General features: G+C 63.1%; 18 protein-coding genes and 1 pseudogene. 13 read left to right on the forward strand and 6 right to left on the reverse strand.

Annotated elements, in window-relative coordinates:
* Positions 1 to 185 precede the first annotated feature (185 nt).
* The 10 genes and pseudogenes from DAAJ005_RS00860 (at position 186) to DAAJ005_RS00905 (ending at position 13,583) form a co-directional block, all read left to right on the forward strand.
* A complete protein-coding gene (locus DAAJ005_RS00860; protein ID WP_151845446.1) occupies positions 186 to 1,784 on the forward strand; it encodes a glycerol-3-phosphate dehydrogenase/oxidase in 1,599 nt (532 codons plus the stop codon).
* Between the two features lie 307 nt (positions 1,785 to 2,091).
* Positions 2,092 to 2,442 carry a DUF1304 domain-containing protein gene (locus DAAJ005_RS00865; protein ID WP_151845447.1) on the forward strand — a complete coding sequence of 117 codons (351 nt, stop codon included), beginning with the start codon at positions 2,092 to 2,094 and terminating at the stop codon, positions 2,440 to 2,442.
* A 215-nt stretch (positions 2,443 to 2,657) separates the two neighbouring features.
* Positions 2,658 to 3,938, forward strand: a complete 1,281-nt coding sequence (paaK, locus tag DAAJ005_RS00870; RefSeq protein ID WP_151845448.1) for a phenylacetate--CoA ligase PaaK — start codon at positions 2,658 to 2,660, stop codon at positions 3,936 to 3,938.
* 19 nt (positions 3,939 to 3,957) lie between these two features.
* Entirely contained in the window at positions 3,958 to 4,617 is a 660-nt protein-coding gene (locus tag DAAJ005_RS00875; protein WP_192930713.1) for a GNAT family N-acetyltransferase, read from the forward strand.
* 771 nt (positions 4,618 to 5,388) lie between these two features.
* A complete protein-coding gene (locus DAAJ005_RS00880) occupies positions 5,389 to 6,363 on the forward strand; it encodes a LacI family DNA-binding transcriptional regulator (RefSeq protein ID WP_151845450.1) in 975 nt (324 codons plus the stop codon).
* Positions 6,360 to 7,592: an extracellular solute-binding protein gene (locus tag DAAJ005_RS00885; RefSeq protein ID WP_151845451.1), complete on the forward strand. Its 1,233-nt coding sequence runs from the start codon at positions 6,360 to 6,362 to the stop codon at positions 7,590 to 7,592. The genes DAAJ005_RS00880 and DAAJ005_RS00885 overlap by 4 nt, the downstream gene beginning before the upstream one ends.
* A 101-nt stretch (positions 7,593 to 7,693) precedes the next feature.
* Positions 7,694 to 8,788, forward strand: a complete 1,095-nt coding sequence (locus DAAJ005_RS00890; protein WP_151845452.1) for a carbohydrate ABC transporter permease — start codon at positions 7,694 to 7,696, stop codon at positions 8,786 to 8,788.
* 52 nt (positions 8,789 to 8,840) lie between these two features.
* On the forward strand, positions 8,841 to 10,370 hold the full coding sequence (locus DAAJ005_RS00895; RefSeq protein WP_151845453.1) for a carbohydrate ABC transporter permease: 1,530 nt from the start codon (positions 8,841 to 8,843) through the stop codon (positions 10,368 to 10,370).
* A 443-nt stretch (positions 10,371 to 10,813) separates the two neighbouring features.
* A complete protein-coding gene (locus DAAJ005_RS00900; protein WP_151845454.1) occupies positions 10,814 to 12,700 on the forward strand; it encodes a glycogen debranching N-terminal domain-containing protein in 1,887 nt (628 codons plus the stop codon).
* A 153-nt stretch (positions 12,701 to 12,853) separates the two neighbouring features.
* Positions 12,854 to 13,583: pseudogene (locus DAAJ005_RS00905) on the forward strand (transposase).
* A 245-nt stretch (positions 13,584 to 13,828) separates the two neighbouring features.
* On the opposite strand, the gene DAAJ005_RS00910 reads toward DAAJ005_RS00905, so the two are convergent.
* The 6 genes from DAAJ005_RS00910 to DAAJ005_RS00935 form a co-directional block, all read right to left on the reverse strand.
* Positions 13,829 to 15,256 carry an arabinose isomerase gene (locus DAAJ005_RS00910; RefSeq protein WP_151845455.1) on the reverse strand — a complete coding sequence of 476 codons (1,428 nt, stop codon included), beginning with the start codon at positions 15,254 to 15,256 and terminating at the stop codon, positions 13,829 to 13,831.
* 74 nt (positions 15,257 to 15,330) lie between these two features.
* Positions 15,331 to 16,332, reverse strand: a complete 1,002-nt coding sequence (gene rhaS / locus DAAJ005_RS00915) for a rhamnose ABC transporter substrate-binding protein (protein ID WP_151845456.1) — start codon at positions 16,330 to 16,332, stop codon at positions 15,331 to 15,333.
* A 59-nt stretch (positions 16,333 to 16,391) separates the two neighbouring features.
* Positions 16,392 to 17,381: an ABC transporter permease gene (locus tag DAAJ005_RS00920; RefSeq protein WP_226342354.1), complete on the reverse strand. Its 990-nt coding sequence runs from the start codon at positions 17,379 to 17,381 to the stop codon at positions 16,392 to 16,394.
* A complete protein-coding gene (locus tag DAAJ005_RS00925; protein ID WP_151845458.1) occupies positions 17,378 to 18,400 on the reverse strand; it encodes an ABC transporter permease in 1,023 nt (340 codons plus the stop codon). Before DAAJ005_RS00925 ends, DAAJ005_RS00920 begins: the two co-directional genes overlap by 4 nt.
* Positions 18,397 to 19,929, reverse strand: a complete 1,533-nt coding sequence (locus DAAJ005_RS00930) for a sugar ABC transporter ATP-binding protein (RefSeq protein WP_226342355.1) — start codon at positions 19,927 to 19,929, stop codon at positions 18,397 to 18,399. Before DAAJ005_RS00930 ends, DAAJ005_RS00925 begins: the two co-directional genes overlap by 4 nt.
* Complete coding sequence (locus DAAJ005_RS00935) at positions 19,922 to 20,257, reverse strand: L-rhamnose mutarotase (RefSeq protein ID WP_151845459.1); 336 nt, start codon at positions 20,255 to 20,257, stop codon at positions 19,922 to 19,924. Before DAAJ005_RS00935 ends, DAAJ005_RS00930 begins: the two co-directional genes overlap by 8 nt.
* Before the next feature lie 131 nt (positions 20,258 to 20,388).
* Here DAAJ005_RS00935 and DAAJ005_RS00940 point away from each other — a divergent pair, with 131 nt between their 5' ends.
* Genes DAAJ005_RS00940 through DAAJ005_RS00950 form a run of 3 tightly spaced genes read left to right on the forward strand, consistent with a single transcriptional unit; the run spans position 20,389 to position 24,540 of the window.
* On the forward strand, positions 20,389 to 21,165 hold the full coding sequence (locus DAAJ005_RS00940) for a DeoR/GlpR family DNA-binding transcription regulator (protein ID WP_151845460.1): 777 nt from the start codon (positions 20,389 to 20,391) through the stop codon (positions 21,163 to 21,165).
* A gap of 37 nt (positions 21,166 to 21,202) precedes the next feature.
* Positions 21,203 to 22,402, forward strand: coding sequence for an L-rhamnose isomerase (gene rhaI / locus DAAJ005_RS00945; RefSeq protein WP_151845461.1), 1,200 nt, complete (start codon positions 21,203 to 21,205; stop codon positions 22,400 to 22,402).
* Positions 22,403 to 22,452: 50 nt separating this feature from the next.
* Positions 22,453 to 24,540: a bifunctional aldolase/short-chain dehydrogenase gene (locus tag DAAJ005_RS00950; RefSeq protein ID WP_151845462.1), complete on the forward strand. Its 2,088-nt coding sequence runs from the start codon at positions 22,453 to 22,455 to the stop codon at positions 24,538 to 24,540.
* Positions 24,541 to 24,576: the final 36 nt, after the last annotated feature.

Genomic DNA, 24,576 nt, shown 5'->3' on the forward strand with positions numbered 1-24,576 from the left:
GTGAAGATCAGCATACGGCGGGAACAGGGAACGGGCGGGTTGGCCTCCTCTAAACTGCCATATCAGTTCATCTTCCTGACCTGTCCAGCTTTTCAGCTTGCCGAACCAATGAACATGTGTTCAAATAGGATGAACAAACGTGCGGAGCGATTCCCATTCCTCTTCTCCGCCCAAAAGGAAGTGCTATGACGCGTGACGACAATATTGCGGCGGCCACCCGGCCACACACCTGGGACATGCTGGTGATCGGCGGCGGCGCATCCGGCCTGGGCGCGGCGGTAGAGGCGGCCACGCGCGGCTACAGCGTGCTGCTGCTGGAATCCCACGACTACGCCAAGGGAACGTCCAGCCGCAGCACCAAGCTGGTCCACGGCGGCGTGCGCTATCTGGCCCAGGGCAATGTGTCGCTGGTGCGCGAGGCCCTGCACGAGCGCGGCCTGCTCAAGCGCAACGCCCCGCATCTGGTGCGTGATCTGGGCTTCGTGATCGCCGCCTACAAATGGTGGTCCGCACCGTTCTACGGCATCGGCCTCAAGATGTACGACCTGCTGGCGGGCAAGCTGAACTTGCAAAATAGCCGCTATATCGGCAAGGCCGAGGCGCTGAAACGTGCGCCCACCCTGAAGAAAGACGGTCTGGGCGGTGGCATCCTGTACTTCGACGGACAGTTCGACGATTCCCGGCTGGCGATCACGCTGTTGCGGACGCTGGAGGACCACGGCGGCGTGGCGGTCAACCACGCGCCCGTGACGGGTCTGCTGATGGACGGCGGCAAAGTCGTGGGCGCACGCTGGCGCGACGACGAGACCGGTCAGACCCATGAGGCCCGTGCCAGAGTCGTCGTGAACGCCACCGGTGTCTTTGTGGACGATCTGCGCCGCATGGAAGACCCGGCGGTGAAGTCGATGCTCTCGCCCAGCCAGGGGGTGCATGTGGTGGTGGACCGCTGCTTTCTGCCCGGCGACAGCGCCCTGATGGTCCCGCGCACCGACGATGGCCGCGTGCTGTTCGCCGTGCCGTGGCATGACCATGTGGTGATCGGGACCACCGATACCCCCGTGCCCGATGTGTCCTGGGAGCCGCGCGCCCTGCCCGAGGAAGTGGATTTCATCCTCAAGACGGCGGCGCAGTACCTGGACCCCGCGCCCACCCGTGCCGACGTGCGCAGCGTCTACGCTGGGCTGCGCCCGCTGGTCAAGGCCGCCGAGGGCACCGATACCAAGGCCCTGTCGCGCGATCACGTCATCCGCATCTCGGCAGGGGGGATGCTCACCCTGACCGGGGGCAAGTGGACCACTTACCGTCGCATGGGCGCGGACGCCGTGACCCGCGCTGCCCAACTGGTGGGTCTGCCGGAGCGCATGAGCCTGACCGAGGGCCTCAGCCTGCACGGGGCCACCCACGACGATCTGCCTGAACCCTGGAAGGTCTACGGCACCGATGCCGAGCGGATCAAGGCATTGCCCGGCGCAGACGTGAAGCTGCACCCCGAACTGCCTTACATGGAGGCAGAAGTGCGCTGGGCCACGCAGCGGGAGCAGGCCCGCACCGTGGAAGACGTTCTCTCCCGCCGCACCCGCGCCCTGCTCCTGAATGCCCGCGCCAGTGCCGACGCCGCGCCGCGCGTGGCCGCGATCATGGCCGAGGAACTGGGCCAGGATGCGGCTTGGCAGGCTGTACAGGTGGCGGCTTACCGGGAGCTGGCGGCGGGCTACATGCTGCCCGGTGGCGTCGTGTCTGCGGATGCGGCGGGCCGGGGAAAGATGGAAACCCGCCCGGCCTGAGCGCAGATTCAGATGGAACAGGAAGGTGGAGCCGCACGGAATTTGGAGTTCGGGCGGCTTCTTCGGTGTTGATATGAGAGTTTATCGGGTGATTGGGGTGGTGTGGACAGGACGTTCCATTTCATCTACAGCAAATGACGGAATAGTTGCGTCGAGAAGTCAAATTCGGCCCACTCTCAGAGTGGCATCAGACTGACGGAATCTTTTTGGGAGCGCGCTTCTTTTCTGTCAAATGCTCTAAATCATGCTGCTGGGGGGGTGAAGCCCCACTGGCGCAGACAGGGCGAAGGCATGCCAGAATGCCCCGGTGTCTATTCTGGCCATCATTTTAATCGCCCTGGTTGCTCTGGAACACTTCTACATCCTGATGCTGGAAATGTTTCTGTGGCAAAGGGAGCAAACCCGGCGCATCTTTGGTGTCAGCGCCGCGCTTGCCGATCAGACCGTCGCGATGGCGGCCAATCAGGGGCTTTATAACGGCTTTCTGGCGGCAGGGCTGACCTGGGGACTGCTTACCCAGCGCACAGATGTGATGGTCTTTTTTCTCGCCTGCGTGGTGGTTGCTGGACTGTATGGGGCAATGACCGTCAGTCCACGCATTGCGCTGGTGCAGGCTTTTCCGGCGGGTCTCGGTCTGCTGGCCCTCTGGCTGTCGTGATTGGGCCTCCACTCGCCGGACCAGCAAACTTTGTGTGAAGTCAATCCTCGAACTTCCGGTTTCCTCTTTCTGGCCTTACGGGAGAGGAGGTAGGAACGTAGCAACGGAAGAGTGAGTGGTCCACCGGCAGGCGGTGACCTGAATTAAGAATCCATCTCAACGCCCCATCAAGCTATCCGCCCGCTAAACTGACCTCCACCCCAGGAGGTTTTCCCTTGTTCCAGCCCCAATTTGAAGCCCTGCCCCTGCCCGAACTGCGCGCCCTGCAACTGGGCCGCCTTCAGGACATTGTGGCCCGGCAGTACGAACACGTCCCTGCCTACCGCGAAAAGTTTGACGCGGCAGGCGTGAAGCCCGGTGATCTGAGAACGCTGGAAGACCTGATCCGCTTTCCGTTTACCCGCAAGGTGGACCTGCGTGACAACTACCCGCTGGGCCTGTGCGCCGTGCCCCGTGACACCCTGCGCCGCCTGCACGCCAGCAGCGGCACCGGGGGCAAGCCGACGGTGGTGGGCTACGACGCCCACGATCTGGACATCTTCGCCGAGGTGGTGGCCCGCAGCCTGTACGCGGCGGGGGCGCGGCCCGGCATGGTGTTCCACAACGCCTACGGCTATGGCCTGTTCACGGGCGGACTGGGGCTGGACGGCGGCGCGCGGCGGCTGGGCCTGTGTACCGTGCCCGTCTCTGGCGGCGGCACCGAGCGGCAGGTGGGGCTGATTCAGGACCTTGCGCCCGAAGTGATCGCCTGCACCCCCAGTTACGCCCTGGTGCTGGCCGAGGCGCTGGAACGCCAGGGCATTGCGCCAGAAGACAATTCCCTGAAATACGCCGTGCTGGGCGCGGAACCCTGGGCCGAGAAGACCCGCGCCGAGGTCCAGAAACGACTGGGCGTGACCGCCACCAATATCTACGGCCTCTCCGAGATCATCGGCCCAGGGGTGAGCAACGAGGACGCCGCCGAGCAGAGCGGCAGTTACATCTGGGAGGACCACTTTTACCCCGAAATCGTGGACCCTGACACCGGGGAAGCGCTGCCGGACGGTGAATGGGGTGTGCTGGTCCTGAGCAGCATCAGCCGCAGCGCGCTGCCGATCCTGCGCTACTGGACCGGGGACATCACGCGCCTGCTGCCCGGCGAGAACACCACAGGCCGAACCATGCGGCGCATGGACATTATCCGGGGGCGCAGCGACGATCTGATCATCCTGCGTGGCGTCAACGTCTACCCCACGCAACTGGAGGCCGTGCTGGTCAGTCTGGGGCAGGTCAGCCCGCATTATCACGTCACCCTGACCCGCACTGGCCCGATGGACGAACTGACCTTACAGGTGGAGGCCGAGAGCGAGGCCGTCACCCTGCGTGACGAGATCGTGCGCCTGATCAAGACCCAGGTGGGCGTCAGCGTGCGCTGCGAACTGTGCGTGCCGGGCAGCCTGGCCCGCAGCGAGGGCGGCAAACTGCGCCGCGTGACGGACCTGCGCGGCGAGCGCTAGGACTGTTCTGAGCCGTCCATTGATCCGCCCCGTGCGGCCCACCGACGAGGCGCGGCTGGGAGAAATCGCGTACCAGACAGGTTTTTTTGGAGCCAGCGCCGAAATATACTTCCCGGACCCGCAGCTTTTCGCAGACCTATGGGTGCGGGTCTATTTCCGGCTGCCGGATTCAGTGGGGTACGTGGCCCAGGTGGGCGGAGATGTGATCGGCTACATTGTCGGCTCATTGAACGAGGCCGCGTACCGAAGGGCGCTGGGGCGCGTAGTGGCGCACACGGTGTTGCCCGGCGTTCTGACCCGGCGCTATACCCGCCCTCTTGCCGCCCTGCCGTATCTGGTCCGCACGTTGCGTTACCCGTCGCCGCACGCCTCTGAAACTGACTTTCCAGCGCATCTGCATCTGAATCTGCTGTCTGAGTCGCGCGGGCTGGGGCTGGGGCGCGGACTGCTTCAGCGCTATCTGGAGCGGTTGCGGGAACTGGGCGTGCCCGGCGTGCAACTGTCCACTACCGACGAGAACGAGGCGGCGCTGGGCCTGTATAGAACAGCGGGCTTCACCGTCGCCGCATCGGAGCAGACCGAATTGTGGACGCCGTGGCTGGGCCATCCGGCGCGGCAGATGAGCCTGACCTGTGATCTGAGAATCCAGCCTGGAAGCGAAAGCAACGGCAAAGGCTAGAACACCGCGCCGGATGCGGAGGACGTGAACTGTCAGCCTCCCAGATCAGGGCGTGATCGCCTGCGCCGACAGTTGTGCCATACGGCCAGCGCTGTCAGGGTCCGGTGATGGCATCCGCGCTAGAGGCTGCCAAGAACCCTATGCAAAAAGCGGCTTGAGATTGTGACAAATCTGCGAGTCAAGTTGAATGAATCGATGGGGCGTCGTCAATATGCGCAACAGACGCCAGCAATGGCCATCGGGATCACGGACAGGGTATGGAGCGTGTTGCGTCTGCTCGGCACCGTGGTCCTGCCGAACCCATGTCGGTCATATTCCAGCTTTCTACCAATTGGATGATTGGGAGCAGTGTCCAGAGAACGACGGTTCCAACTTCGACGGGGACGAGGGCGGTGAGGACGATCAGGACACGAGGATCAAAGCTAAAATAAGGGCGGATGAGGTCAAACAGGTCATCCTGTGGACGTCAGCTCTGGGTGGGTTTCATTGCAGAAAACACTGTACCGGAGCCAGTTTTTTCTGTCTACCTGCGGCTTTTGTACCTTAGAGAACAAGTTCGGCTGACCACTTGACATTCTCACCGTAAAGTGCACAATGGAAAATGTAACCGCTTACAAAACCAGAATGACTTCAGGCTGCTCGCTCTTTACTGCTGGTTGTGAGACACGAATCTTTTTCATTGGCCACTTTGTAACCGGTTACAGTACATGTCGATTCTTCCCCCATCGCCCATTTCTCGCTTCCACTGCGCAAAGGAGCCAAGCTGACGGTATGCTTCCATCCCGGCCCACCATCGACGACATCGCCCGCGAATCTGGTGTCAGCACCGGGACGGTCAGCCGGGTGCTGAACGGGCATGCCACGGTTGCCAGTCGCACCCGTGAGCGTGTACAGGAGGTGATTGCCCGCCTCGGTTACACCCCCGATCCCGCCGCCCGTCATCTGAGTTGGCGCACTGGGCAGACGCTGGGCATCTCCTTTGATCACGATGATCCGGTGCTGCATCCCTACAGCGTGCTGTTTCGCCGCGCGCTGGAAAGTCTGACGGCCTATCAGGGGGTGCAGCTTCTCGATCTGCGCGCAGACCTGACCCGGTTGGCGCGGCTGCCCAGCGCCGTACTGGTCATGCACGCCATTGACGGCGATCCGCGTCTGGGCTTTCTGCGGGATGCTGGAGTGCCCGCCGTGCTGATCGGCCACCAGCCTGGGTCTTTCTGGGTGGCCCCAGATGATGTGGGCGGCGCAGAGTTAGCCACCCGGCAACTGACCGGGGCCGGACACCGCCAGTTGGCCTTTTTGGGCCAGGGGCCAAGCCAGGTGGCCCAGGACCGCGAGCGCGGCTTTCTGCGGGCGGCGGCGGCGGTGGGCGCACAGACCGTCAGCCTGCCCAGTGATTTCACGGTGCTGGGCGGCTACCGCGCCATGCGCCGGGCCTGGGAGGGCGGCGTGCGGTTTACTGGCCTGTTCGCCCAGAGCGACGAGAGCGCCGCCGCCGCCGTGGCCGCGTTGGAAGATCTGGGCGTAGACGTGCCGGGGCAGGTCAGCGTGGTGGGATTTGACGGCCTACCCGAACTACCGCTCCCCATCCGCCTGACCACAGTGGCGCAGAACATCCCCAAGATCGCGTCCACCGCGCTGACGCTGGTGCAGGAGGCCATCTCGGGCCTGCCCCCGCGCGGTGAATTTATTGAAGTCGAACTGATTCGCGGCGCAACCGTTGCGCCTTTCCCTGGAGGGAAGCCATGAAAAAAACACTGTTTGTCAGCCTCGCCGTCCTCGTTGCCGCCGCCGGTGCGGCCTCAGCGCAGACCACCATCAAGATCAACGGCTACGGCGGGCAGGACCCGGCCATCGTGGGCGATCTGATCAACCGCTTCGTGAAGCCTGCGCTCGCCAAAGACAAGATCACGGTGGTCTACCAGCCGCTTCAGGGCGACTACAACCAGCAACTGACCACGCTGCTGGCGGCGAACAACGCGGGCGACGTGTTCTATGTGCCGGGCGAGACGCTGGACGGTTACGTCGCCACCGGCAAGCTGCTGCCGCTGAACGGCGTCGTCAACACCACGCCGTTTATCAAGAGTCTGAATGACGCCTTTACCCGTAACGGCAAGACCTACGCCGTCGCCAAGGATTTCAATACCCTGACGCTGGTGTACAATAAGGACATCTTCGACGAGGCCAAGGTGGCCTACCCCAACGACAACGAAACCTGGACGAGCTTTCAGAACAAGCTGGCGGCGGTGAAAAAAGCGCTGGGCAACGACTACTACGGCGCGTGCCTGACCCCTGATTACGCCCGCATGGGGCAGTATGCCTTCGCGGCAGGCTGGCAGCCCTTTGACGCCAAGGGCAAGACCAACCTGCTGGATCCGGCCTTCGTGTCCGCCTTCAACTACTTCACCGGACTGGGCAAGAACAAGGTGGGCGTGCAGCCTTCGGAGCTGTCGCAGGACTGGTCTGGTGGGTGCCTGGCGTCGGGCAAGGTGGCCGTGGCCATCGAAGGCAACTGGATCGTGGGCTTCTTGAAGGACAACGCGCCCAACCTGAAATACGGCTCGGCGCTGATCCCCAAGAACGACAAGACCGGCAAGCGCGGCAACTTCGTGTTCACCGTGGGCTGGGCCATTAACTCGGGCACCAAGAACAAGGCGGCGGCGGCCAAGGTGCTGAACATCCTGACCAGTCCGAACGTGCAGCAGTACGTGCTGGAGCAGGGCCTGGCGATTCCCAGCCGCACGTCGCTGCAAAGCAATGCCTTCTTTAAGAAAGCCACTGCTGGCGCGGAAAACAGCAAGGCCGTCTTTCAGGGTGCGTCTTCGGGCACCGTGCGGCCCTACTACTTCGGGACCCAGGGGCCGGACTGGATCAAACCGATCAACACTGCGCTGGCCGCCGTGCTGAGCGGACAGAAGTCCAGTGCGGACGCCCTGAAGCAGGCGCAGCAGGACATGAATACCCTGCAAAACCGCTGAGCAGTTGAACTGAGCAGAAGTTGATTTAGGGGTTTCGGAGGTGGGCGGCGCTGTCATTTGGCCGCCCACGGCCCCCATCGTTTTCCCGCCGGAGGGCCGCCATGCTCAAGAAGGGACAGACCTCAGCCGCCTACCTGTTTCTCGCGCCGTTTCTGATCACCATCGGGATTTTCTTCTTCTACGCCTTCGCGCGGGCCATCTATTACTCGCTGACCGATTTCAACCTGTTCAACACGCCCAAACTGATCGGTATCAAGCCGTACACCGACGTGCTGGCCGATCCCCTGTTCCAGCGCGCACTCGCCAACAGTCTGGTCTTTGCGGTCATCACCACCACCCTCCAGACCGTCGGCGCGCTGCTGATGGCGGTGGCGCTGAACAACAAAATTCGTGGGATGGCCTTCTTCCGTTCGGCGTGGTACATGCCCAGCATCACGTCCAGCGTGGTCATCACCCTGATTTTCCTGTGGCTGTTCCAGCGCCGGGGCGTCGCCAACTACGCGATTACCCAGTGGCAGGCCTTCTTGCCCTACACCCTGACATTGATCGGCGTGCTGATCGCCGCGCAGGTGGTGCAGGTGCTGTGGGAACGCTCGCGCGGGTTGCCCGCCGGGTGGTTTGATCCGGCGCTGGCCGTCATCAGTTTGCTGATCGCCGTGGCCGTGACGGCCATCCTGAGCTGGACGGGCGTGCTGTCGGTGCGGGACGTGGCCCCCTACGATTTCCAGTACTTCTCGGACCGCTGGATTAGCCTTGGCGGGGTGCAGATTCTGAGCATTCCCATGCTGGTGATCATCATCCAGAACACCTTCACCACCATCCCCACCCTGATGCTGTTCTTTCTGGCAGGGTTGCAGAACATTCCTGGCACGCTGTACGAGGCCGCCGACATCGACGGCGCGACGCCCGCGCAGAAGCTGCTGAACGTGACGGTGCCGATGCTGCGGCCCGTGACCTTTTACGTGATCACCGTGGGCCTGATCGGCACCATGAAGATGTTCGATCAGGTGGCCGTGATCGGCAGCGCCGCGCCGCAAAGCACCCTGATCACGCTGGCGTATTACGTGTATACCAACACCTTTAAGGCCGGGGCCGCGCCGGTCAACATGGCCGCCGCCGCCGCCATCGTGCTGGCCGCCATCATTCTGGTGATGGTGTTCCTGCAACGCCGCTTCATCAGCTCGGATGCGGTATGAGATGGCCCGCGGCTGTTTCGTCGCCAAACGGTTCAATCGGAGGTGAGTTGAGATGACAGCAACCCTCTCTGAAGTCCGCAAGAACGCCGCTGATCTGGACCGCTGGCTGGCCCGTCGGCGCTGGGCGCGTGCGGGGTGGCTGTACGCCTTCATGCTGGTCATGAGTATCTTTTTCCTGGGGCCGTTTCTCATGGGCCTGCTCAGCAGCATGAAGGACAACCCCAACGAGTACCCGCCCCGTCTGGTCATTCCGCAACTGACGGCGCAGTACATCGGGCGCGCTTACAACCTGGGCGTGCAGGGCGCGGGCAGCGGCTGGAACGGCGGCCTGGAGCCGGGCCGCACCGTGACCTTTGACGTCAGTGTGCGCTCCCCGGCAGACGCGCCTCAGGGGCCGCCCACGACGGCGCTCTTTCCGTATCAACCCACCAGCCTGGTGGCGATTGCGCGGCAGGCGCAGGCCACCGAGTACGCCACCGTCAAGACCGTGGAAACCGGCCAGGTGGGCGAGGTTCGCAGCTACCGCATCACCGTGGATTACCCCGCGTTGACGGCGCAGCAGGGCGAGGTGGTTCAGGCCAAGCTGGCGACGCCCGACGCCAACCTGAACGCCAAGCTGCCAAGTGGCCAGACCGTGCCCGTCACGCTGGACACGCCCGCCGCGCAGGACAAGCAGTATTCGCTGAATGCCACGCAGGCTGTTGAGCTGGTCAAGGCGGGGGATAAGTATTACCTGCGCGGCCCGGTCTTCGAGCGCACGCCGCTGCAAATCGACGTACAGCGCGGCCAGACCATCACCTCCAGCACGCTGCCACCCAGCGACAGGCAGAACTTCGGGCGCTCGTTTGCCTACCGCAACATCACCCCCGGCGTGCTGGGCTACACCTTCAACAACTACCGCCGCGCCTTTACCGAGACCACCAGCCCGCAAACCGGGCGCAGCCTGTTCTTCTCTTGGGTGTTAAACACTTTCCTGTACGCCTTCCTGCGCGTCAGCGCCGCCACCGTCTTCTGCTCGCTGGCCGGGTACGCCCTGGCCCGCATGGATTTTCCAGGCAAGAACCTGATCTTTATCGTCGGCGTGTTGTTTGTGCAGATGGTGCCCGATCAGGTCAATCTGGTCAGCAACTATGTGCTGCTGCAAGACCTGGGCCTGCTGAACATCTGGGGCCTGTGGTTTAACGGCCTGGTGGCGGCAGGCGGCGTCTTTCTGATGAAGCAATTCTTCGAAGGCATGCCCAAGGAGCTGGAGGAATCGGCGGCTATTGACGGCGCGGGGCCACTGACTACCTTTTTTCGTGTGATGCTGCCGCAAGCCGGGCCAGCGCTGATCGCCCTCGCCATCACGCAGTTTCAGGGGGCGTGGAACGACTTTTTCTGGCCACTGGTGATTCTGCGCCAGAACACCGATTACCTGCTGACCGTGGGTCTGGTCAATTTCCGTCAGCTCTATGGAGGACAGGGCGACTACGGCCTGATCCTGGCCGGAGCGGTCCTGAGCGCCATCCCCGTGATTGTCATCTTTGTGATCTTCCAGCGCTATTTCGTGGACACTGGAGCCGACAGCGCAGTCAAGGGGTAGCGCAGTCGAGGAGTGAGGGAGCAGTGCCACGTCTAAAGGTCTGAACGCTGAAGGCTCCGTTGCCCCCAACCATGATCTGCGCCATTCTCTCAGGTCTCAGTGAGATGCAGGAGCGCAGTGACGGATGGGGGAAGGGGCCATCAAGCAGCCCCGTAGCGGTTCTGTTCAAGCCAGCATCACCGCCCAACCATCAATACGCTGGACCTCCCATGCCAACCATCATCTTCTGGGGTTATACAGGTTTCGTTTGTAACGCGGTAGAGATCGGGGAAGCTCCAATCTCTACACTCCACGCCCGGAACCTGTCTTTCTCTCTCGCTCTGCTTCGCAGCTTTGCAAATCCGTTCGGATTACAGGTATTTTTAACACCTTTTCGTCGGAGTCCGTAGTAGACCTTTAGACGGTTTAAATGTTTGACCTCCTCTCACCCGCAAGGAGCTGCCATGCTGCTTACCCGCACCGTCCTCAAAGAAAATGACTTGTATCTCGTTGGAGACGCGCACTACGCCGTGGCTGAAGGCGAGAGCGGGCTGTACCGCCGCGACACGCGTTTCCTGTCGCGCTACCAGTGGCAACTGGATGGTCAGACCCCACAGACGCTGATGCAGCACGAGCGTTTTCCCTTTTGGTTGCATTCGCAGAGCGCCAATGCCAACGTGGGTTACACCATGCGCGTGGGCCTGAGCCGCGATCTGCTGGTCACAGCCACCGAGCTGCGCGATACCCTGCGCGTCACGCGCTATGCCGGAGCCGAGCCGCACACGTTGACGCTGGAGCTGTCTGCCGATTTTCTGGACATGTTCGAGGTCCGTGGCTGGCCGTATCCCTCTGCTGAGCGGGACATTCGCACGGAAGTCACCGGGGACGGCGTGACCTTCGCCTACACCGCGCAGGACGGCCTGGAACACCGCGCTGTGGTGCAGACCTCGCCCGCCGCTACGTGGAACGGTCAGCGCCTGAGTTGGACACTGATGGAGGAGGAAACCGAGATCGTGGTCAGCGTTTTCCCGCTGCTGGCCGATGAACAGCCGATGCCGGGCCAACCGGAGGAGCTGGCCGCCGAGTACGGCGCGATCCAGGCAGGCATCGGGCGAGATGTGCAGTTGTCCGATCCAAGGGACGCCCGCGTGCTGGCCCAGAGCATCAAAGACCTCCGCAGCCTGAGCTTCCAGACCGAGCAGGGCGCGTTTCCAGCGGCGGGGTTGCCGTGGTTCGTGGCTCCCTTTGGCCGCGACAGCATGATCATTGCGCTGATGGTCAAGGATCATCTGCCCCAACTGGCGCTGACGGTGGCGCGCTATCTGGCCGCGCATCAGGGCGTCAACTACAACTCAGTGACGCTGGAGCAGCCCGGCAAAATCCTGCACGAATTGCGCGTGGGCGAGCTGACGCGCACGGGCCGCACGCCGCACCGCCCGTATTACGCCACTGCCGACGCGACGCCGCTGTTCGTGTGGCTGGTGGGCGAACTGAGCGCCGCGCACCCCGATCTGGCCCGCGAACTGCGCCCGCATTGGGAAGCGGCCCTGAAGTGGTGCCTGACCGACGGCGATCCCGATCAGGACGGCTTCATTGAGTACACCCCCGATTCCGAACCCGGCGGTATTACCAACGCCGTGTGGAAGGACAGCGGCGACAGTACGTTTACTGGGGGTGATGTGGATGTCAGTGGGCATGTGGCCGTGGTGGAGGTTCAGGGCTACGCTTACGCGGCATATCTGGCGGCGGCGCGGATGTACCGCCTGCTGGGTGAAGATGCCCTGGGCTCCGAATGGGAGGCACGCGCTTTGAATCTGCGCGAGCGCTTCCAGACCGCCTTCTGGTGGCCCGAACGCGGCTATTACGTTCACGGCCTGAATGGTGACAAGCAGCCGCTGCGTGTGCTGGTCAGCAACCCGGCGCATACGCTGTGGACGGGGATCATTCCGCCGGAATTCGCGGCGCAGGTGGCAAAGACAGCGCTGAGTGAGGAACTGTGGAGTGGCTGGGGCATTCGCACGCTGGGCACAGGGGAAATCCGGTATAACCCGGTCAGCTACCACAATGGGAGTGTCTGGCCGCATGACACCGCCGCCGCCGCGCTGGGGATGCACCGTTATGGTCTGAACGCCGAAGCGACGCAGGTGGCCCGCGCTCTGTTTGATGCTGCTCGTGCCGCCCCCGATGCCCGATTGAGCGAGCTGTTCGCCGGATTCGTGCGCCAGGACGGCACGCCCCCGGTCCCGTATCCTGCCGCCTGCCACCCACAAGGCTGGGACGCCGCCATTCCACTGGCCCTGGGCCACCTGCTGACGGTGGATATTCCCAGCTCCGAGAGTACGCTGACTTGAGGTTGGCCCTGGAATGACCGGAATCGGCAATACACTTTTACCCCGCTTAGGGCTTGCGCTGACATAGATTTCTCCGCACCCAGACGGTAAAATAAAAATTGAGACTATATAGCTCGATTTCGTCTCCACCACAGTTGAGGCCGTCGCCGCAATATTCGCACTCTCCACCGCTGGACCAAAAAGCACTTCAGCGATCAAAAGAAGTGTTGCCACCAGAAAGTCACTAATGCCATGCTCATCGCGCTGCTGCTGGCACGCTTGATCTACAAACAGGCGCATCCATCGGTCTGGTGGAGTGACCTCAAGGCAGACCGCCCCAGTCTGCCGTCCTACACACAAGCAGTCATGCGGGCCAACAGTCTGCTGGCCGTCTTGGAGAAGGTTTGTAGACCGTCCAGACCGTGTGCTGAGGTGGTGATCGACTCGATGCCATTGCCCATTTGCCTTCCCAATCGGACGTGCCGCTGCTACTTTCCAAGAGCGAGATGGGGCTATGGCACACAAGGAAAGTTCTTTGGGTATAAGCTCCACGCGTGGGTTCTGGAAGATGGTGAGGTCGCGCAATATCTGATCAGACCAGCCCATTTGCACGACACCACCGTGAGCTACGAACTGAATCGGCGCCATCCCCGACTTTGACGGACCAAAAATCGTGGGGGACAAGGGGTACTGCTGCGTAGGCTACATCTACCCGCCCAAGAGCAACTCCCGGTATGACACGGGATGGCGGCCAGACCGCCATCCAACACTCTGCAAACGTATTGAAACGGTGTTTTCACAGTGGGTTGCGGAGGGCATCCGGTCTGTTCAGACCAAAACGCTGGCTTCATTGCGGCTGCGCGTCGTCCTGGCCGTCATCGCCCACAATCTGACTAAGCCCTAAACGGGGTTTTTCGTCGAAAGTGTCTGGAACAATAGTTCAGACAAGATTTCTGAAAGATTTGCATTAAAGTGGATGGCTCATATCCAGCAGTTTCGGAGAGTCGAACTGAGGTTTGGGGCATCAGGTCTGTGGGGTCTGGAGGCTAGGGAACATGACCTGCCGCGTTTTCTGCCGAACACTGTGTGCTGAGCAGCCACCCCTACAGGTTGCACAGGACTGCTGGAGAACGTGTCTGGAACGTGCCCTCAGCACACCTGGACCACCCGCAGCCCCTTCAATGCCCCCAGCTTCTTGATCCGGTCCGCCATGTGCCCCACGCCCACGGCGCAGTGATGCGCTGGCCCCTGGGCATTCCAAGCTTCCACGAAACCCCGCGCGCCCAGGGGAAAACGGTAGCGGCTGTTGGTGTTGCCAATTTCAAGAATTGGGCCGGGCACCGACTCGCCCTCGGCCACCAGCAGTTTCAGGCTGCCGCCGTCCTCTACCACTGAGAGCAGGGTCACGGGGCCGTGCTGCACGGACATTTCTACGCTCAGGCCGCTGCCCACTTTGCCGTGGTAGACCGCCAGCGGGCGCACCTTCGTTTTGCCCTGCGCGATCCCGACATGGCCGGGGCCGTCATGTCCCATCAGCACCACGTCCTCCGCGAAGTCCAGCGCGTAGAACTCGGTGAAGGAACCGCCCGCGCCGAAGGCGTCCATGATCTTCATGGCCTGCGCGTTCTTGACCTCGTATTCCCCGGCCACTGGAATGCCGCGCGCGGTCAGCAGCGAGCAGCCCAGAATCACCGAACCCATCACGTCCTCGTTGTCGCTGCCAGGGGTTCCCTCGGCGTAGTAGGCCAGCGAGGTCAGGCCATGCTTTTCGACAAACTGGTCCAGAGCCACGCTGGTGCGGGCGGCGCGGGCCAGTTCTTCGGGGGCGCAGTCAGGTTGAACTTCAAATTCCCGCTGAAAATCCTGAACGCGCTCTGCTGTCTCCACCTCTCCAACCTCTTTACGGAGAGCCGCCAGCTCGTCCAGCTCCACGATCTGAATATGGGTGCCGAAGGCGATGGCCTGCAAGGTCAGATCGCTGTAGATGTCGAGCATGCCGTTGTAATAGCGGCCCATCACGCCAAGGCGGCCATGTTCCATGACGTGTGCCACACGCGCTGCTTCCAGCCAGCCATCCACTTCCTGCCAGACATGCGGATCACCGTCCAGCACGCCCGTCACCTGATGGAACGGGATGCCCGCGCGGGCAAAGACGTTGGCGATTTCTGGCACCGGGCAGGCGGCGCAATAGGCCAGCCATTCGCCGGTCATTTTCGTTCTGTCGCCCAGCGCGTTGAAACTCGCGTAGTCGATGGCTGCCGTGGGTTGCAAATTCAGGATGACCACGGGAACCCCGGCGCGTTGTACTGCGGGCAACACCGTGGACGACAGCGCGTAGGTGGTGGCGTACAGAAAAATGATGTCCACATCGGCCTGCCGGAGCTGATGCCCAGCCTCTCTAGCCCTAACTGGCGAGTCGATCAGGCCCAGGTTGACGACTTCCACGCCGGGGCGCTCCAGCCGCGCGGCCACCTGTGCCACGTAGCCTCTCAGGCGGTCCTCCAGTCCCGGAAACTGTGGCCAGTAGGTGTCCAGCCCGATGCCGAACAGGCCGATTTTGAATGAATGGTGGGGCATAAAACCTCGCTGGTGTTGATGGAAAGGCCGCCCAGTCCAGTGGTGGACGTGGGCGGCGCAGGCAGATCTTCAGATCAGAAATCGAACTTGTCGATGTTCGCCTTGTCGAAGGTGTAGGGCGGCCCCAGCACAACCTCGCCGTCCTTGCCCACGGTGTACTTGCCCAGCTTGCCTGCCATGAACGTTTCGCCCGGCTTGCCGGTGATCATGCCGCTGGCGAGCGAAGCCGCCGCGTAGGTGGCGAGGTACCCCACGTCGCCGGGATTCCACAGTTGGAAGGCCGTCACTGTGCCGTCCTTGACGAAGGCGCGCATCTGGTTGGGCGTGCCCAGGCCGGTCAGGGCCACCTTGCCCTTATTGGGGCTGGTGGACAGATAACGCGCCCCCGCCGAGATGCCCACGGTGGTGGGCGAGATCACGCCTTTCAGGTTGGGATACGCCTGGATCAGCCCCTGCATTTCGGTGAAGGACTTCTGATCATCGTCGTTGCCATAGGCGATCTTGACCAGCTTCATGTCCTTGTATTTGGGCAGTTTCAGCTCTTCTTGCATCCACTTGATCCAGGTGTTCTGGTTGGTGGCGTTGGGCGTGGCGCTCAGGATGGCAATGTCGCCCTTGTAGCCGATGAGCTTGCCCACCAGTTGCACCTGCGCGCGGCCAATGCCCTCGGAGTTGGCCTGGTTGATGAAGAGGGTACGCCCTGAGACGGCGGTGTCCGAGTCCATCGTGACGATCTTGACCCCGGCCTGCTTGGCGCGGTTCAGGTACGGCAGGAGCGCATTGGCGTCGTTGGCTGCCAGCACCAGCGCGTCCTGCCGCTGCGCGATGGCGGTGTTGATGTAGCTGACCTGGCTGCTGGCCCCGGCGTCGGATGGCCCCACCACCTTGGCCGTGGCCCCGATTTCCTTGGCCGCGTCCAGGCCGCCCTGCGTCTCGATGACGTTGTAGGGGTTGTTGATGTTCTTGGGCAGAAGCGTAATCTTCAGGCCCTTCTTGATCGTGGTGGGAGCCTGGGCGAACGACAGGGTGGACAGGCCGAGGGCCAGGGCGGACAACAGCAGAATGCTCTTTTTCATAACGAACCTCCGAGGGGAGAGAGAAGGGGGCGGGTGAAGGGGTTTCTGGACGGAAGGCCCTACTGGATCACGGAGTCGCCCTTGATTCGGCGGCGTTGTTGGTAGGTGCGGAAATGGGTCAGAAGGTTGGGCACCAGCACCGAGCCGATCAGCAGCAGCCCAGTCACGATGGTCAGGATTTCGTTGGACACGTCCAAGATGGTCAGCGCGCCATTGATGATACCGATAAGAAACACGGCGGCCACCGTTCCCACCACGCTGCCGCGCCCGCCGAAGATGCTGACCCCGCCCAGCAACACGGCGGCGATCACGCTCAGCTCGAAGCCGCTGGCATTGTCGGCGCGGGCGCTGGAAAAACGGAAGGTGTAGACCGCCGAGGCCAGAGCGGCCATCAATCCCGACAGCACGAACAGCGAGAGCTTGACCCGCTCCACCTGAAGTCCCGAAAACCGCGCGGCGATCTGGTTGGCCCCAATCGCATACAGCGAGCGGCCAAACGGCGTGGCGTGCAACACGACAATGGTCAGGATCGCCAGCACCGCGAACAGTGCCATCGGTAGTGGAATCAGCGTGCCGGGGACGTTGCCGAAGCCCAGGTTGGTGTAGAAAGCCGGGAAGTCCGCAATCGCCTTATCGCCCAGCAGCACGTAGGCCAGCCCCCGGTACAGCGCCAGCGTGCCAATCGTGACCGCCAGCGACGGCAGCCCCAGCCGCGTGACCAGCAGGCCGTTGAACAGCCCGGCCAGTCCCCCAGTAATAAACGCCGCCAGAATTGCCAGCGGCATCGGCACCCCGGCAGCGAAGAGCACGCCGATCACCGCGCTGCACAGACCCAGGATCGACGCCACTGACAGATCGATCTCGCCCACGATGATCAGCAGGGTCATGGCCAGCGACATCAGCGCCACCTCGCTGAAATTGGCGGTCAAGAAGGAGAGGTTGGAACCAGTGAGGAAATCGGGCGACAGCAGGCCGCCGATCAGCAGCGCTGCGCCGACGAGGATGATTAAGGAGAACTCCCAGCCCAGCAAACCTCTGAAGCGGTTCACGATTTGCGCTCCTCTTGCAGGCGTTTAGCGGCGCGGCGCGACACCAGCATGTCGATGCTGATGGCGGCCAGCAGCAGTGCACCCTGAATGGCCTGTTGATAAAACCCAGGAGCGCGCAGCGTAACCAGGGCGCTGCCCATCACGCCCAGCAGTAGTGCGCCCAGGCCCGCGCCCAGCAGCGTGCCCACTCCGCCGTTGATGCTGACGCCGCCCACCACCGCCGCAGCGATAACCTGCAACTCCAGCCCCGTTCCGGCGGTGGCGTCCACCGTGCCGAAGCGCGCCAGATATAGCACGCCCGCCAGCCCGGCAATCGCCCCACTGAGGACAAACCCGGTCATGGTGCGCCGCGTGACGTTGATCCCGGCCAGCACGGCGGCCTCACTGTTGGAGCCAACGGCGTAGTATTCGCGCCCGCCCCGGTAAGAGCGCAGGTAGAACGCGAAGCCGATCAGCACCGCCGCCGCCAGCAGCACCAGATTGGGAATGCCCAGCACGCTGCCGGTGCCGAAGCCCAGGAAGCCCGGCGGCAGGTTGGAAGCATTGATCTGCCCGCCGTGAACCACCGCGTAGGTAATGCCCCGAAACACATACAGCGTCCCCAGCGTGGCGACGAGCGCCGGAACCTTGCCGTAGGCGACGAGCAGGCCGTTGATGCAGCCCAGCACTGCGCCCAGCCCCAGCCCAAACAGCAGGGCCAGCGCCACGGGCATTCCCGGATTGGCAACGAATAGCGAGCCGGTCAGGAAGGCGCTGAGGCCCACGGTGCTGCTCACGCTCAAGTCCACATGCTTCATCAGCAGCACCAGGGTCTGTCCCACCACCAGCAGGGCGATGATAGAGACGTTCAGCAGCAAGTCGCGCACGCTGCCGAAGCTGAGGAACAGCGGATTGATGGCGGCGGTTCCCAGCGTAACCACCAGCAACAGCCCCACCAGACTGACCTCGCGGGCCATTAAAAGCCGACTTAGCCAACTGGGAGAGCTTGAGCTGGGGGCGGGCGCGGAACGTTCGGTCATGCCGCGTCCCCTCGACTGCTCCCGGACCGCTGTCCTGTCGCCAGGTACATCACGGCCTCTTCATTGGCCTGTGCGCGGCTCAGTTCGCCCACCAGAGCGCCCTCGCGCATGACCAGGATGCGGTCTGCCATGCCCAGCACTTCGGGGAGGTCACTGGAAATCATCAGCACGGCCAGACCCGACGCCGCCAGCTCGGCCAGTGTCTTATGCACCTCGGCCTTCGCGCCCACGTCCACGCCGCGCGTCGGTTCATCCACGATCAGCACGCTGGGATTGGTGGACAGCCACTTTGCCAGCACCACTTTCTGCTGGTTGCCGCCCGACAGGCTGCTGACCGGATCGCTCAGGCGGTGTGCCTTGAGCTGGAGTTTGCTCGTCCAGTTCTGCGCGTTCTCGGCCTCGGCCTTGCGGTTCATCAGCAGGCCGCCTGTGAGGCGGTTGAGAATGGCGAGGTTGGCATTGCGCTCGATGCTCAGGTCCATCACCAGGCCCTGCTGGCGGCGGTCTTCGGGCACCAGACCCAGCCCGGCGCGCATGGCGGCGAGGGTGCTGTTGGGCACAATAATCGCGTCTCCGATGCGAACCTCTCCCCCACTGCGCGGATCAATGCCGAAGATGGCGCGGGCCACCTCGGAGCGCCCGGCCCCCACCAGCCCGGCCAGCGCGACGATCTCACCCCGCCGCACCTCGAAGGAAATGTCGGAGAACATCTTCGGCTGGCTCAGGTTGCGGACGGACAGCGCCACCTCGCCCAGAGTCATCTCACCGCGCGGGTACAGGTCACCCAGTTCACGTCCCACCATCTGCTTGACCACCAGATCGGTGTCGTAGTCGCTGATCGGCCCGGTGCTGACCCAGGTTCCGTCGCGCATGACGGTCACGCGCTGGCACTCGCTAAACACTTCTTCCAGCCGGTGCGTGATGAACAGCACCGCCGCGCCGCGTCCCCGCAGAGCGCGTACCACCCGGAACAGACGATCCGTCTCCGAAAGTGTGAGCGCCGCCGTCGGCTCATCCATGATCAGTACGTTGGCGTTCAGAGACAGCGCCTTGGCAATCTCGACGAGTTGCTGATCGGCGATGCTCAGACCGCGCACAGGCCGCGAGGGATCAAGGGCCACGCCCAGTTCTCTCAGCAGCTCCCTGACACGGGTATTCATGGCGCGGGTATCGATGCAGCCCAGTCCAGCGCGTGGCTGCCGTCCCATTAGCACATTCTCGGCCACCGACAGGTCTGGGAACAGGGTGGGTTCCTGATAAATGATGGCAATTCCAGCCGCCGTCGCCTCGCCGGGCGAGTGGAAATCGGCACTTTTGCCCGCCACGGTCAGGCTGCCACCTTCGCGGCGGTGGACCCCGGCCAGAATCTTGACGAAAGTGCTTTTGCCCGCGCCGTTCTCGCCCAGCAGCGCGTGCGCCTCGCCGGGGTACAGCTCGATGCTCACGTCGGAGAGCGCCTGAACTGGCCCGAAGGATTTGCTGGCGTGGCTGAGGGTGAGCAGCGGCTGTGTGGTTTGAGGTTCAGGCAAGGTGAAACACCTCTTCCAGTTGCAGGAAGCCCTCGTCCGGGTTGCCGTTCAGCGCCACGAAAAACGGGGCCATCTCGCTTTGCCAGCGGGCGTTTATTTCGCGCTGGGCCATGCTTTCGCGGGCGGCGTTCAGATCGGGCGTCTCGAAATAGCCCACCAGCAGGCCGTCGTCTTTCAGGAACAGCGAGTAGTTGTGCCAGCCCGTTTCGCTCAGGGCCGCGAGCATCTCCGGCCACACCGCGCGGTGGCGTTCCCGGTACTCCGCGAGGCGCTCCGGGCGCACCTGGAGCAGAAAACAGACCCGTTGTGGTTGGGCAGGATGAGACATCAAGGACTCCTGAGAAAGTGAAGGGCCGCCGTGGCCTGGCTGGGTTGAGGTACGAAAAGTATCTAAGCACAAGCGCACACAACATTGCAAGACCTTGTTGCATTTTGTGACTTTGATGTTAGGATACCGCCATGCATTCAGAGATCATGGCTCCCCTGCCGGGGCGTCAGCAGGACATTCTGCGCCGTGCCCTGAGCGATAAGGTGGTGCGGATCAAGGATCTGGCCGCCGACTTCGGCGTTCACGAAATGACCGTGCGGCGCGACATTGACGCCCTGTGCGAGCAGGGCAAACTGCTGCGCGTCCACGGCGGCGCGCAGTTGCTCGAGCGCACCGCCGAGGAACTGTCGCAGTCCATGCGCGCCGCGCAGAACGTGGACGCCAAGGAACGCATCGCCCGCGCGGCTTTAAATCTGATTCAGGATGGCGATACGGTGGCGCTGGACGCCAGCACGACGAGTCTGGCGCTGGCCCGCCTGCTGCCCGCCCGTCAGGTTCAGGCCATCACCTGTAGCCTGGACGCCGCCAACGTGCTGGCCGCCGGGGGCGTGCCTTTTTTGATGGCGGGTGGCAACTTTCACGCCCCGGCCCGCTCGTTCGTGGGGGCATTCTTCACCGACACCATCGAGCGGCTGCACCCCGATCTGGTCTTTTTTTCCGCCAAGGGCTATACCCCGGACGCCGGATTCACCGATCCCCATCTGCCTGAAGTCGGGGCTAAACGGGCGCTGGTTCGCAGTGGCAGCAGCGTGGTGGCTCTGGTGGATAGCAGCAAGTTTGGCCGCACCGCGCTGGCAACGATTGCCGATCACGCCGACATCAACACCTTGATTACCGACGCCGAACCCGACGCCGAACTGAAATCCCGCCTGGACAACGACGACATTCAACTGATCGTAGCCCCGTGATGCCCAGCACTGTAATGCCCGCTTTCTGGAGGAACTTATGAACGCCGATCTCCTGTCTGCCCTGCAAGCCCAGCGCATCGAAACGCCGTCGTGGGGCTACGGCAATTCCGGCACGCGTTTCAAGACCTTTGCCGCCCCTGGCGCGGCCCGCGACATCTGGGAAAAGCTGGATGACGCCGCCGAGGTTCAGCGCCTGACGGGCATCGCTCCCGGCGTGGCCCTGCACATTCCCTGGGATGAGGTGGAGGATTACGCGGCGTTGAAAAAGTACGCCGCCGAGCGCGATTTACATATTGGCGCGATCAACCCGAACGTGTTTCAGGACGAGGAATACAAGCTGGGAAGCGTCACCAACCCGGACGAGGCCGTGCGCGAACAGGCCACGGCGCACCTGCTGGACTGCGTGGAGGTCATGAAACAGACCGGCAGCCGTGACCTCTCGCTGTGGTTTGCCGACGGCACCAACTACGCCGGGCAGGACGACTTACGGGCGCGAAAACGGCGGATGCGTGCGGGGTTGAAGACGGTTCACGACGCGCTGCCCGACAACGCGCGAATGCTGGTGGAATACAAACTGTTCGAGCCAGCCTTCTACGCCACAGACCTTTTCGACTGGGGTGCGGCGTACTCACATTGCCTCGCCATCGGGGAAAAGGCACAGGTCCTCGTCGATCTGGGCCACCACGCGCAGGGCGTGAACATCGAGCAGATCGTGGCCTTTCTGCTGGACGAGGGGCGGCTGGGCGGCTTCCACTTCAACGCCCGCCGCTATGCCGACGACGATCTGATCGTGGGCACCACCAACCCCTTTGAGCTGTTCTGCATCTATGCCGAACTGGTGGGCGGCACGAACTCGGCGGACGACGTGACCCGCCGCACCGCGCAGAACGTGGCCTACATGATCGATCAGAGCCACAACATCGAGCCGAAGGTGGAGGCCATGCTGCAATCGGTGCTGAATTGCCAGGAAGCCTATGCCGCCGCGCTGCTGATTGACCGCGATCTGCTGCGCGAGGCCCAGGAGAAGGGCGACGTGCTGGCCGCCCACCGGGTTCTGACCGACGCCTTCAAATCGGATGTGCGCCCGCTGTTGCGGGAGCTACGTGACGAACTGGGGCTGCCGTTTGACCCGATCAAGGCGCACCGGGACGGCGGCTATCAGGCCAGAGTCGCGGGTGAGCGCGGCACCCAGACGGGCGGCGGCGGTTATCCCGTCAGGGAGAAGGTCAGAAGCTAACCCGTCCTCGCCCTCTTCAGAAGCCAACGAATGCGCCCACAAGGAGCTTTATGACCGACACCCAGACCCGGCCCACCCTCCCCCAGAACCGCTGGAACGACGCCGATGCGCCCAGATCTGACGGCCTCGCCAGCCTGACCTACCGCTCCAACCTGCTGGGTGCAGACCGCACGCTGGTCAACATCTATGGGGGCAACACCAGCACCAAGAGCGTCGAAATTGATCATCTGGGCCGCGATGTGACGGTGCTGTGGGTCAAGGGTTCGGGTTCGGACATCGCCAGCATCACCGAGAAAGGATTTGCCGGACTGAAGTTGGACGAGGTTTTGCCCCTCTTTGACCGCCCCAGCATGAGCGACGAGGAGATGACGGCGTATCTGGACCGGACGGCGTTTGAAGTGGGCCGTCCGCGCCAGAGCATCGAGACGCTGCTGCACGCCTTCGTGCCTGCCAAGCATGTGGATCACACGCACCCGGACGCGATTATCGCCATCGCCTGCACCCCGAACGGCCCCGACATCATGCGCGAGATTTACGGCGAGCGGGCGGCGTGGGTGGACTACATCCGCCCCGGCTTCACGCTGAGCCAGCAGATCGGCGCGGCGGTGCGAGACAATCCGGGGCTGGAGGCCGTCGTGATGGGCAAACACGGGCTGGTGACCTGGGGCGACACGTCGAAAGAGAGCTACGAATCCACTCTCAAAATCATTGGCGAGGCGCAGGCGTATCTGGATGCCCACGCCGAGGCCCAGCCGTTTGGCGGCGCGAAAGTCCAGAGCGTGTCAGACGAGGAACGCGACGCCCTTTTATTCAGCGTTCTGCCCATTCTGCGCGGCGCGATGAAGGGAGCGCGTCCAGTGATTCTGGAAGTGGACACTTCTCCGAACATCATGGAATTCGTCAACTCCAACGCCGCCGCCGAACTGTCGCAGGTGGGCGCGGCCTGCCCGGATCATCTGGTGCATACCAAGCGCGTGCCGCTGTATCTGGACTGGACCCCGGAGCAGGGACTGGACGCCCTGAAAGCCGCCGCACAGGACGGTGTGACGCGGTTCAAAGATGAATACGCCGCCTACTTCGACGAGAACAAAGGCGAGGGTGACAGCATGTTCACGCCCGCGCCGCGCGTGGTGCTGATTCCGGGCCTGGGCATGGTCAACAGCGGCCCGGACGCGCAGGGGGCCGACGTATCGCGCCAGCTCTACACCCGCGCCATTCAGGTGATGAAATCGGCCAGCAGCCTGGGCGGCTTTGTGTCGCTGAGCGCCGCCGAGAGTTACGCGATTGAATACTGGCCGCTGGAACTGTACAAACTGAGCCTCAAGCCCGCGCCGAAAGCACTGGAAGGGCATGTGGCACTGGTGACGGGGGCGGCCAGCGGCATCGGGCGGGCGATTGCCCACCGGCTCGCGGCGGACGGCGCGCACATCGTTATCGCCGATCTGAACGCAGACGGTGGGAAGACGGTGGCGGATGAGGTCATCAAAGGGCGCGGTCACCGCCGGGCCACCGCCGTTTCCATGAACGTGACCGAGGAGGGGCAGGTCACCCATGCGTACCAGCACGCCGTCCTGACCTACGGCGGCGTGGACATCGCCGTCAACAACGCCGGAATCGCCTCCAGTGCCCCCATTGAGGACACCAGCCTGGAAATGTGGAACCGCAACCAGAGCATCCTTTCCACCGGCTACTTTCTGGTGGCCCGTGAGGCATTCAAGCTGATGCGGGCGCAGGCAACGGGCGGCAGTCTTGTATTTATCGGCAGCAAGAACAGCGTGGCGGCGGGCAAGAACGCGGCGGCCTACAGCGCGGCCAAGGCGGCAGAACTGCATCTGGCCCGCTGTCTGGCCGAAGAAGGCGGCGCGGCGGGTATCCGCGTCAACTCGGTGCTGCCCGACGGCATCCTGGCCGGAAGCAGCATCTGGGATGGCAAGTGGCGGGCCGAACGCGCGGCGACATATGGCCTCCAGCCCGATCAGCTCGAAGAGTTCTACCGCAACCGCACCACCCTCAAGGTCAATGTGTTTCCCGAAGATATTGCCGAGGCGACGTACTGGCTGATCTCGCCCGCCGCCGCGAAGACGACGGGCGGCGTGATCACGGTGGACGGGGGCGTGCCGACAGCGTATGTGCGCTGAGGCGAGTTCGCTACGCTCACCACCCCCTCTGCTCCG

It is taken from the genome of Deinococcus sp. AJ005, assembly GCF_009017495.1.
Classification (GTDB): Bacteria; Deinococcota; Deinococci; order Deinococcales; family Deinococcaceae; genus Deinococcus.

Excerpts from the sequence above, each read along its gene's own strand:
- DAAJ005_RS00940 (WP_151845460.1), top strand. The coding sequence starts at position 20,389 with ATGCATTCAGAGATCATGGCTCCCCTGCCGGGGCGTCAGCAGGACATT.
- rhaI (WP_151845461.1), top strand. The coding sequence starts at position 21,203 with ATGAACGCCGATCTCCTGTCTGCCCTGCAAGCCCAGCGCATCGAAACG.
- DAAJ005_RS00935 (WP_151845459.1), bottom strand. The coding sequence starts at position 20,257 with ATGTCTCATCCTGCCCAACCACAACGGGTCTGTTTTCTGCTCCAGGTG.
- DAAJ005_RS00950 (WP_151845462.1), top strand. The coding sequence starts at position 22,453 with ATGACCGACACCCAGACCCGGCCCACCCTCCCCCAGAACCGCTGGAAC.
- DAAJ005_RS00860 (WP_151845446.1), top strand. The coding sequence starts at position 186 with ATGACGCGTGACGACAATATTGCGGCGGCCACCCGGCCACACACCTGG.
- DAAJ005_RS00895 (WP_151845453.1), top strand. The coding sequence starts at position 8,841 with ATGACAGCAACCCTCTCTGAAGTCCGCAAGAACGCCGCTGATCTGGAC.
- DAAJ005_RS00890 (WP_151845452.1), top strand. The coding sequence starts at position 7,694 with ATGCTCAAGAAGGGACAGACCTCAGCCGCCTACCTGTTTCTCGCGCCG.
- DAAJ005_RS00910 (WP_151845455.1), bottom strand. The coding sequence starts at position 15,256 with ATGCCCCACCATTCATTCAAAATCGGCCTGTTCGGCATCGGGCTGGAC.
- DAAJ005_RS00925 (WP_151845458.1), bottom strand. The coding sequence starts at position 18,400 with ATGACCGAACGTTCCGCGCCCGCCCCCAGCTCAAGCTCTCCCAGTTGG.
- rhaS (WP_151845456.1), bottom strand. The coding sequence starts at position 16,332 with ATGAAAAAGAGCATTCTGCTGTTGTCCGCCCTGGCCCTCGGCCTGTCC.
- DAAJ005_RS00880 (WP_151845450.1), top strand. The coding sequence starts at position 5,389 with ATGCTTCCATCCCGGCCCACCATCGACGACATCGCCCGCGAATCTGGT.
- DAAJ005_RS00885 (WP_151845451.1), top strand. The coding sequence starts at position 6,360 with ATGAAAAAAACACTGTTTGTCAGCCTCGCCGTCCTCGTTGCCGCCGCC.
- DAAJ005_RS00900 (WP_151845454.1), top strand. The coding sequence starts at position 10,814 with ATGCTGCTTACCCGCACCGTCCTCAAAGAAAATGACTTGTATCTCGTT.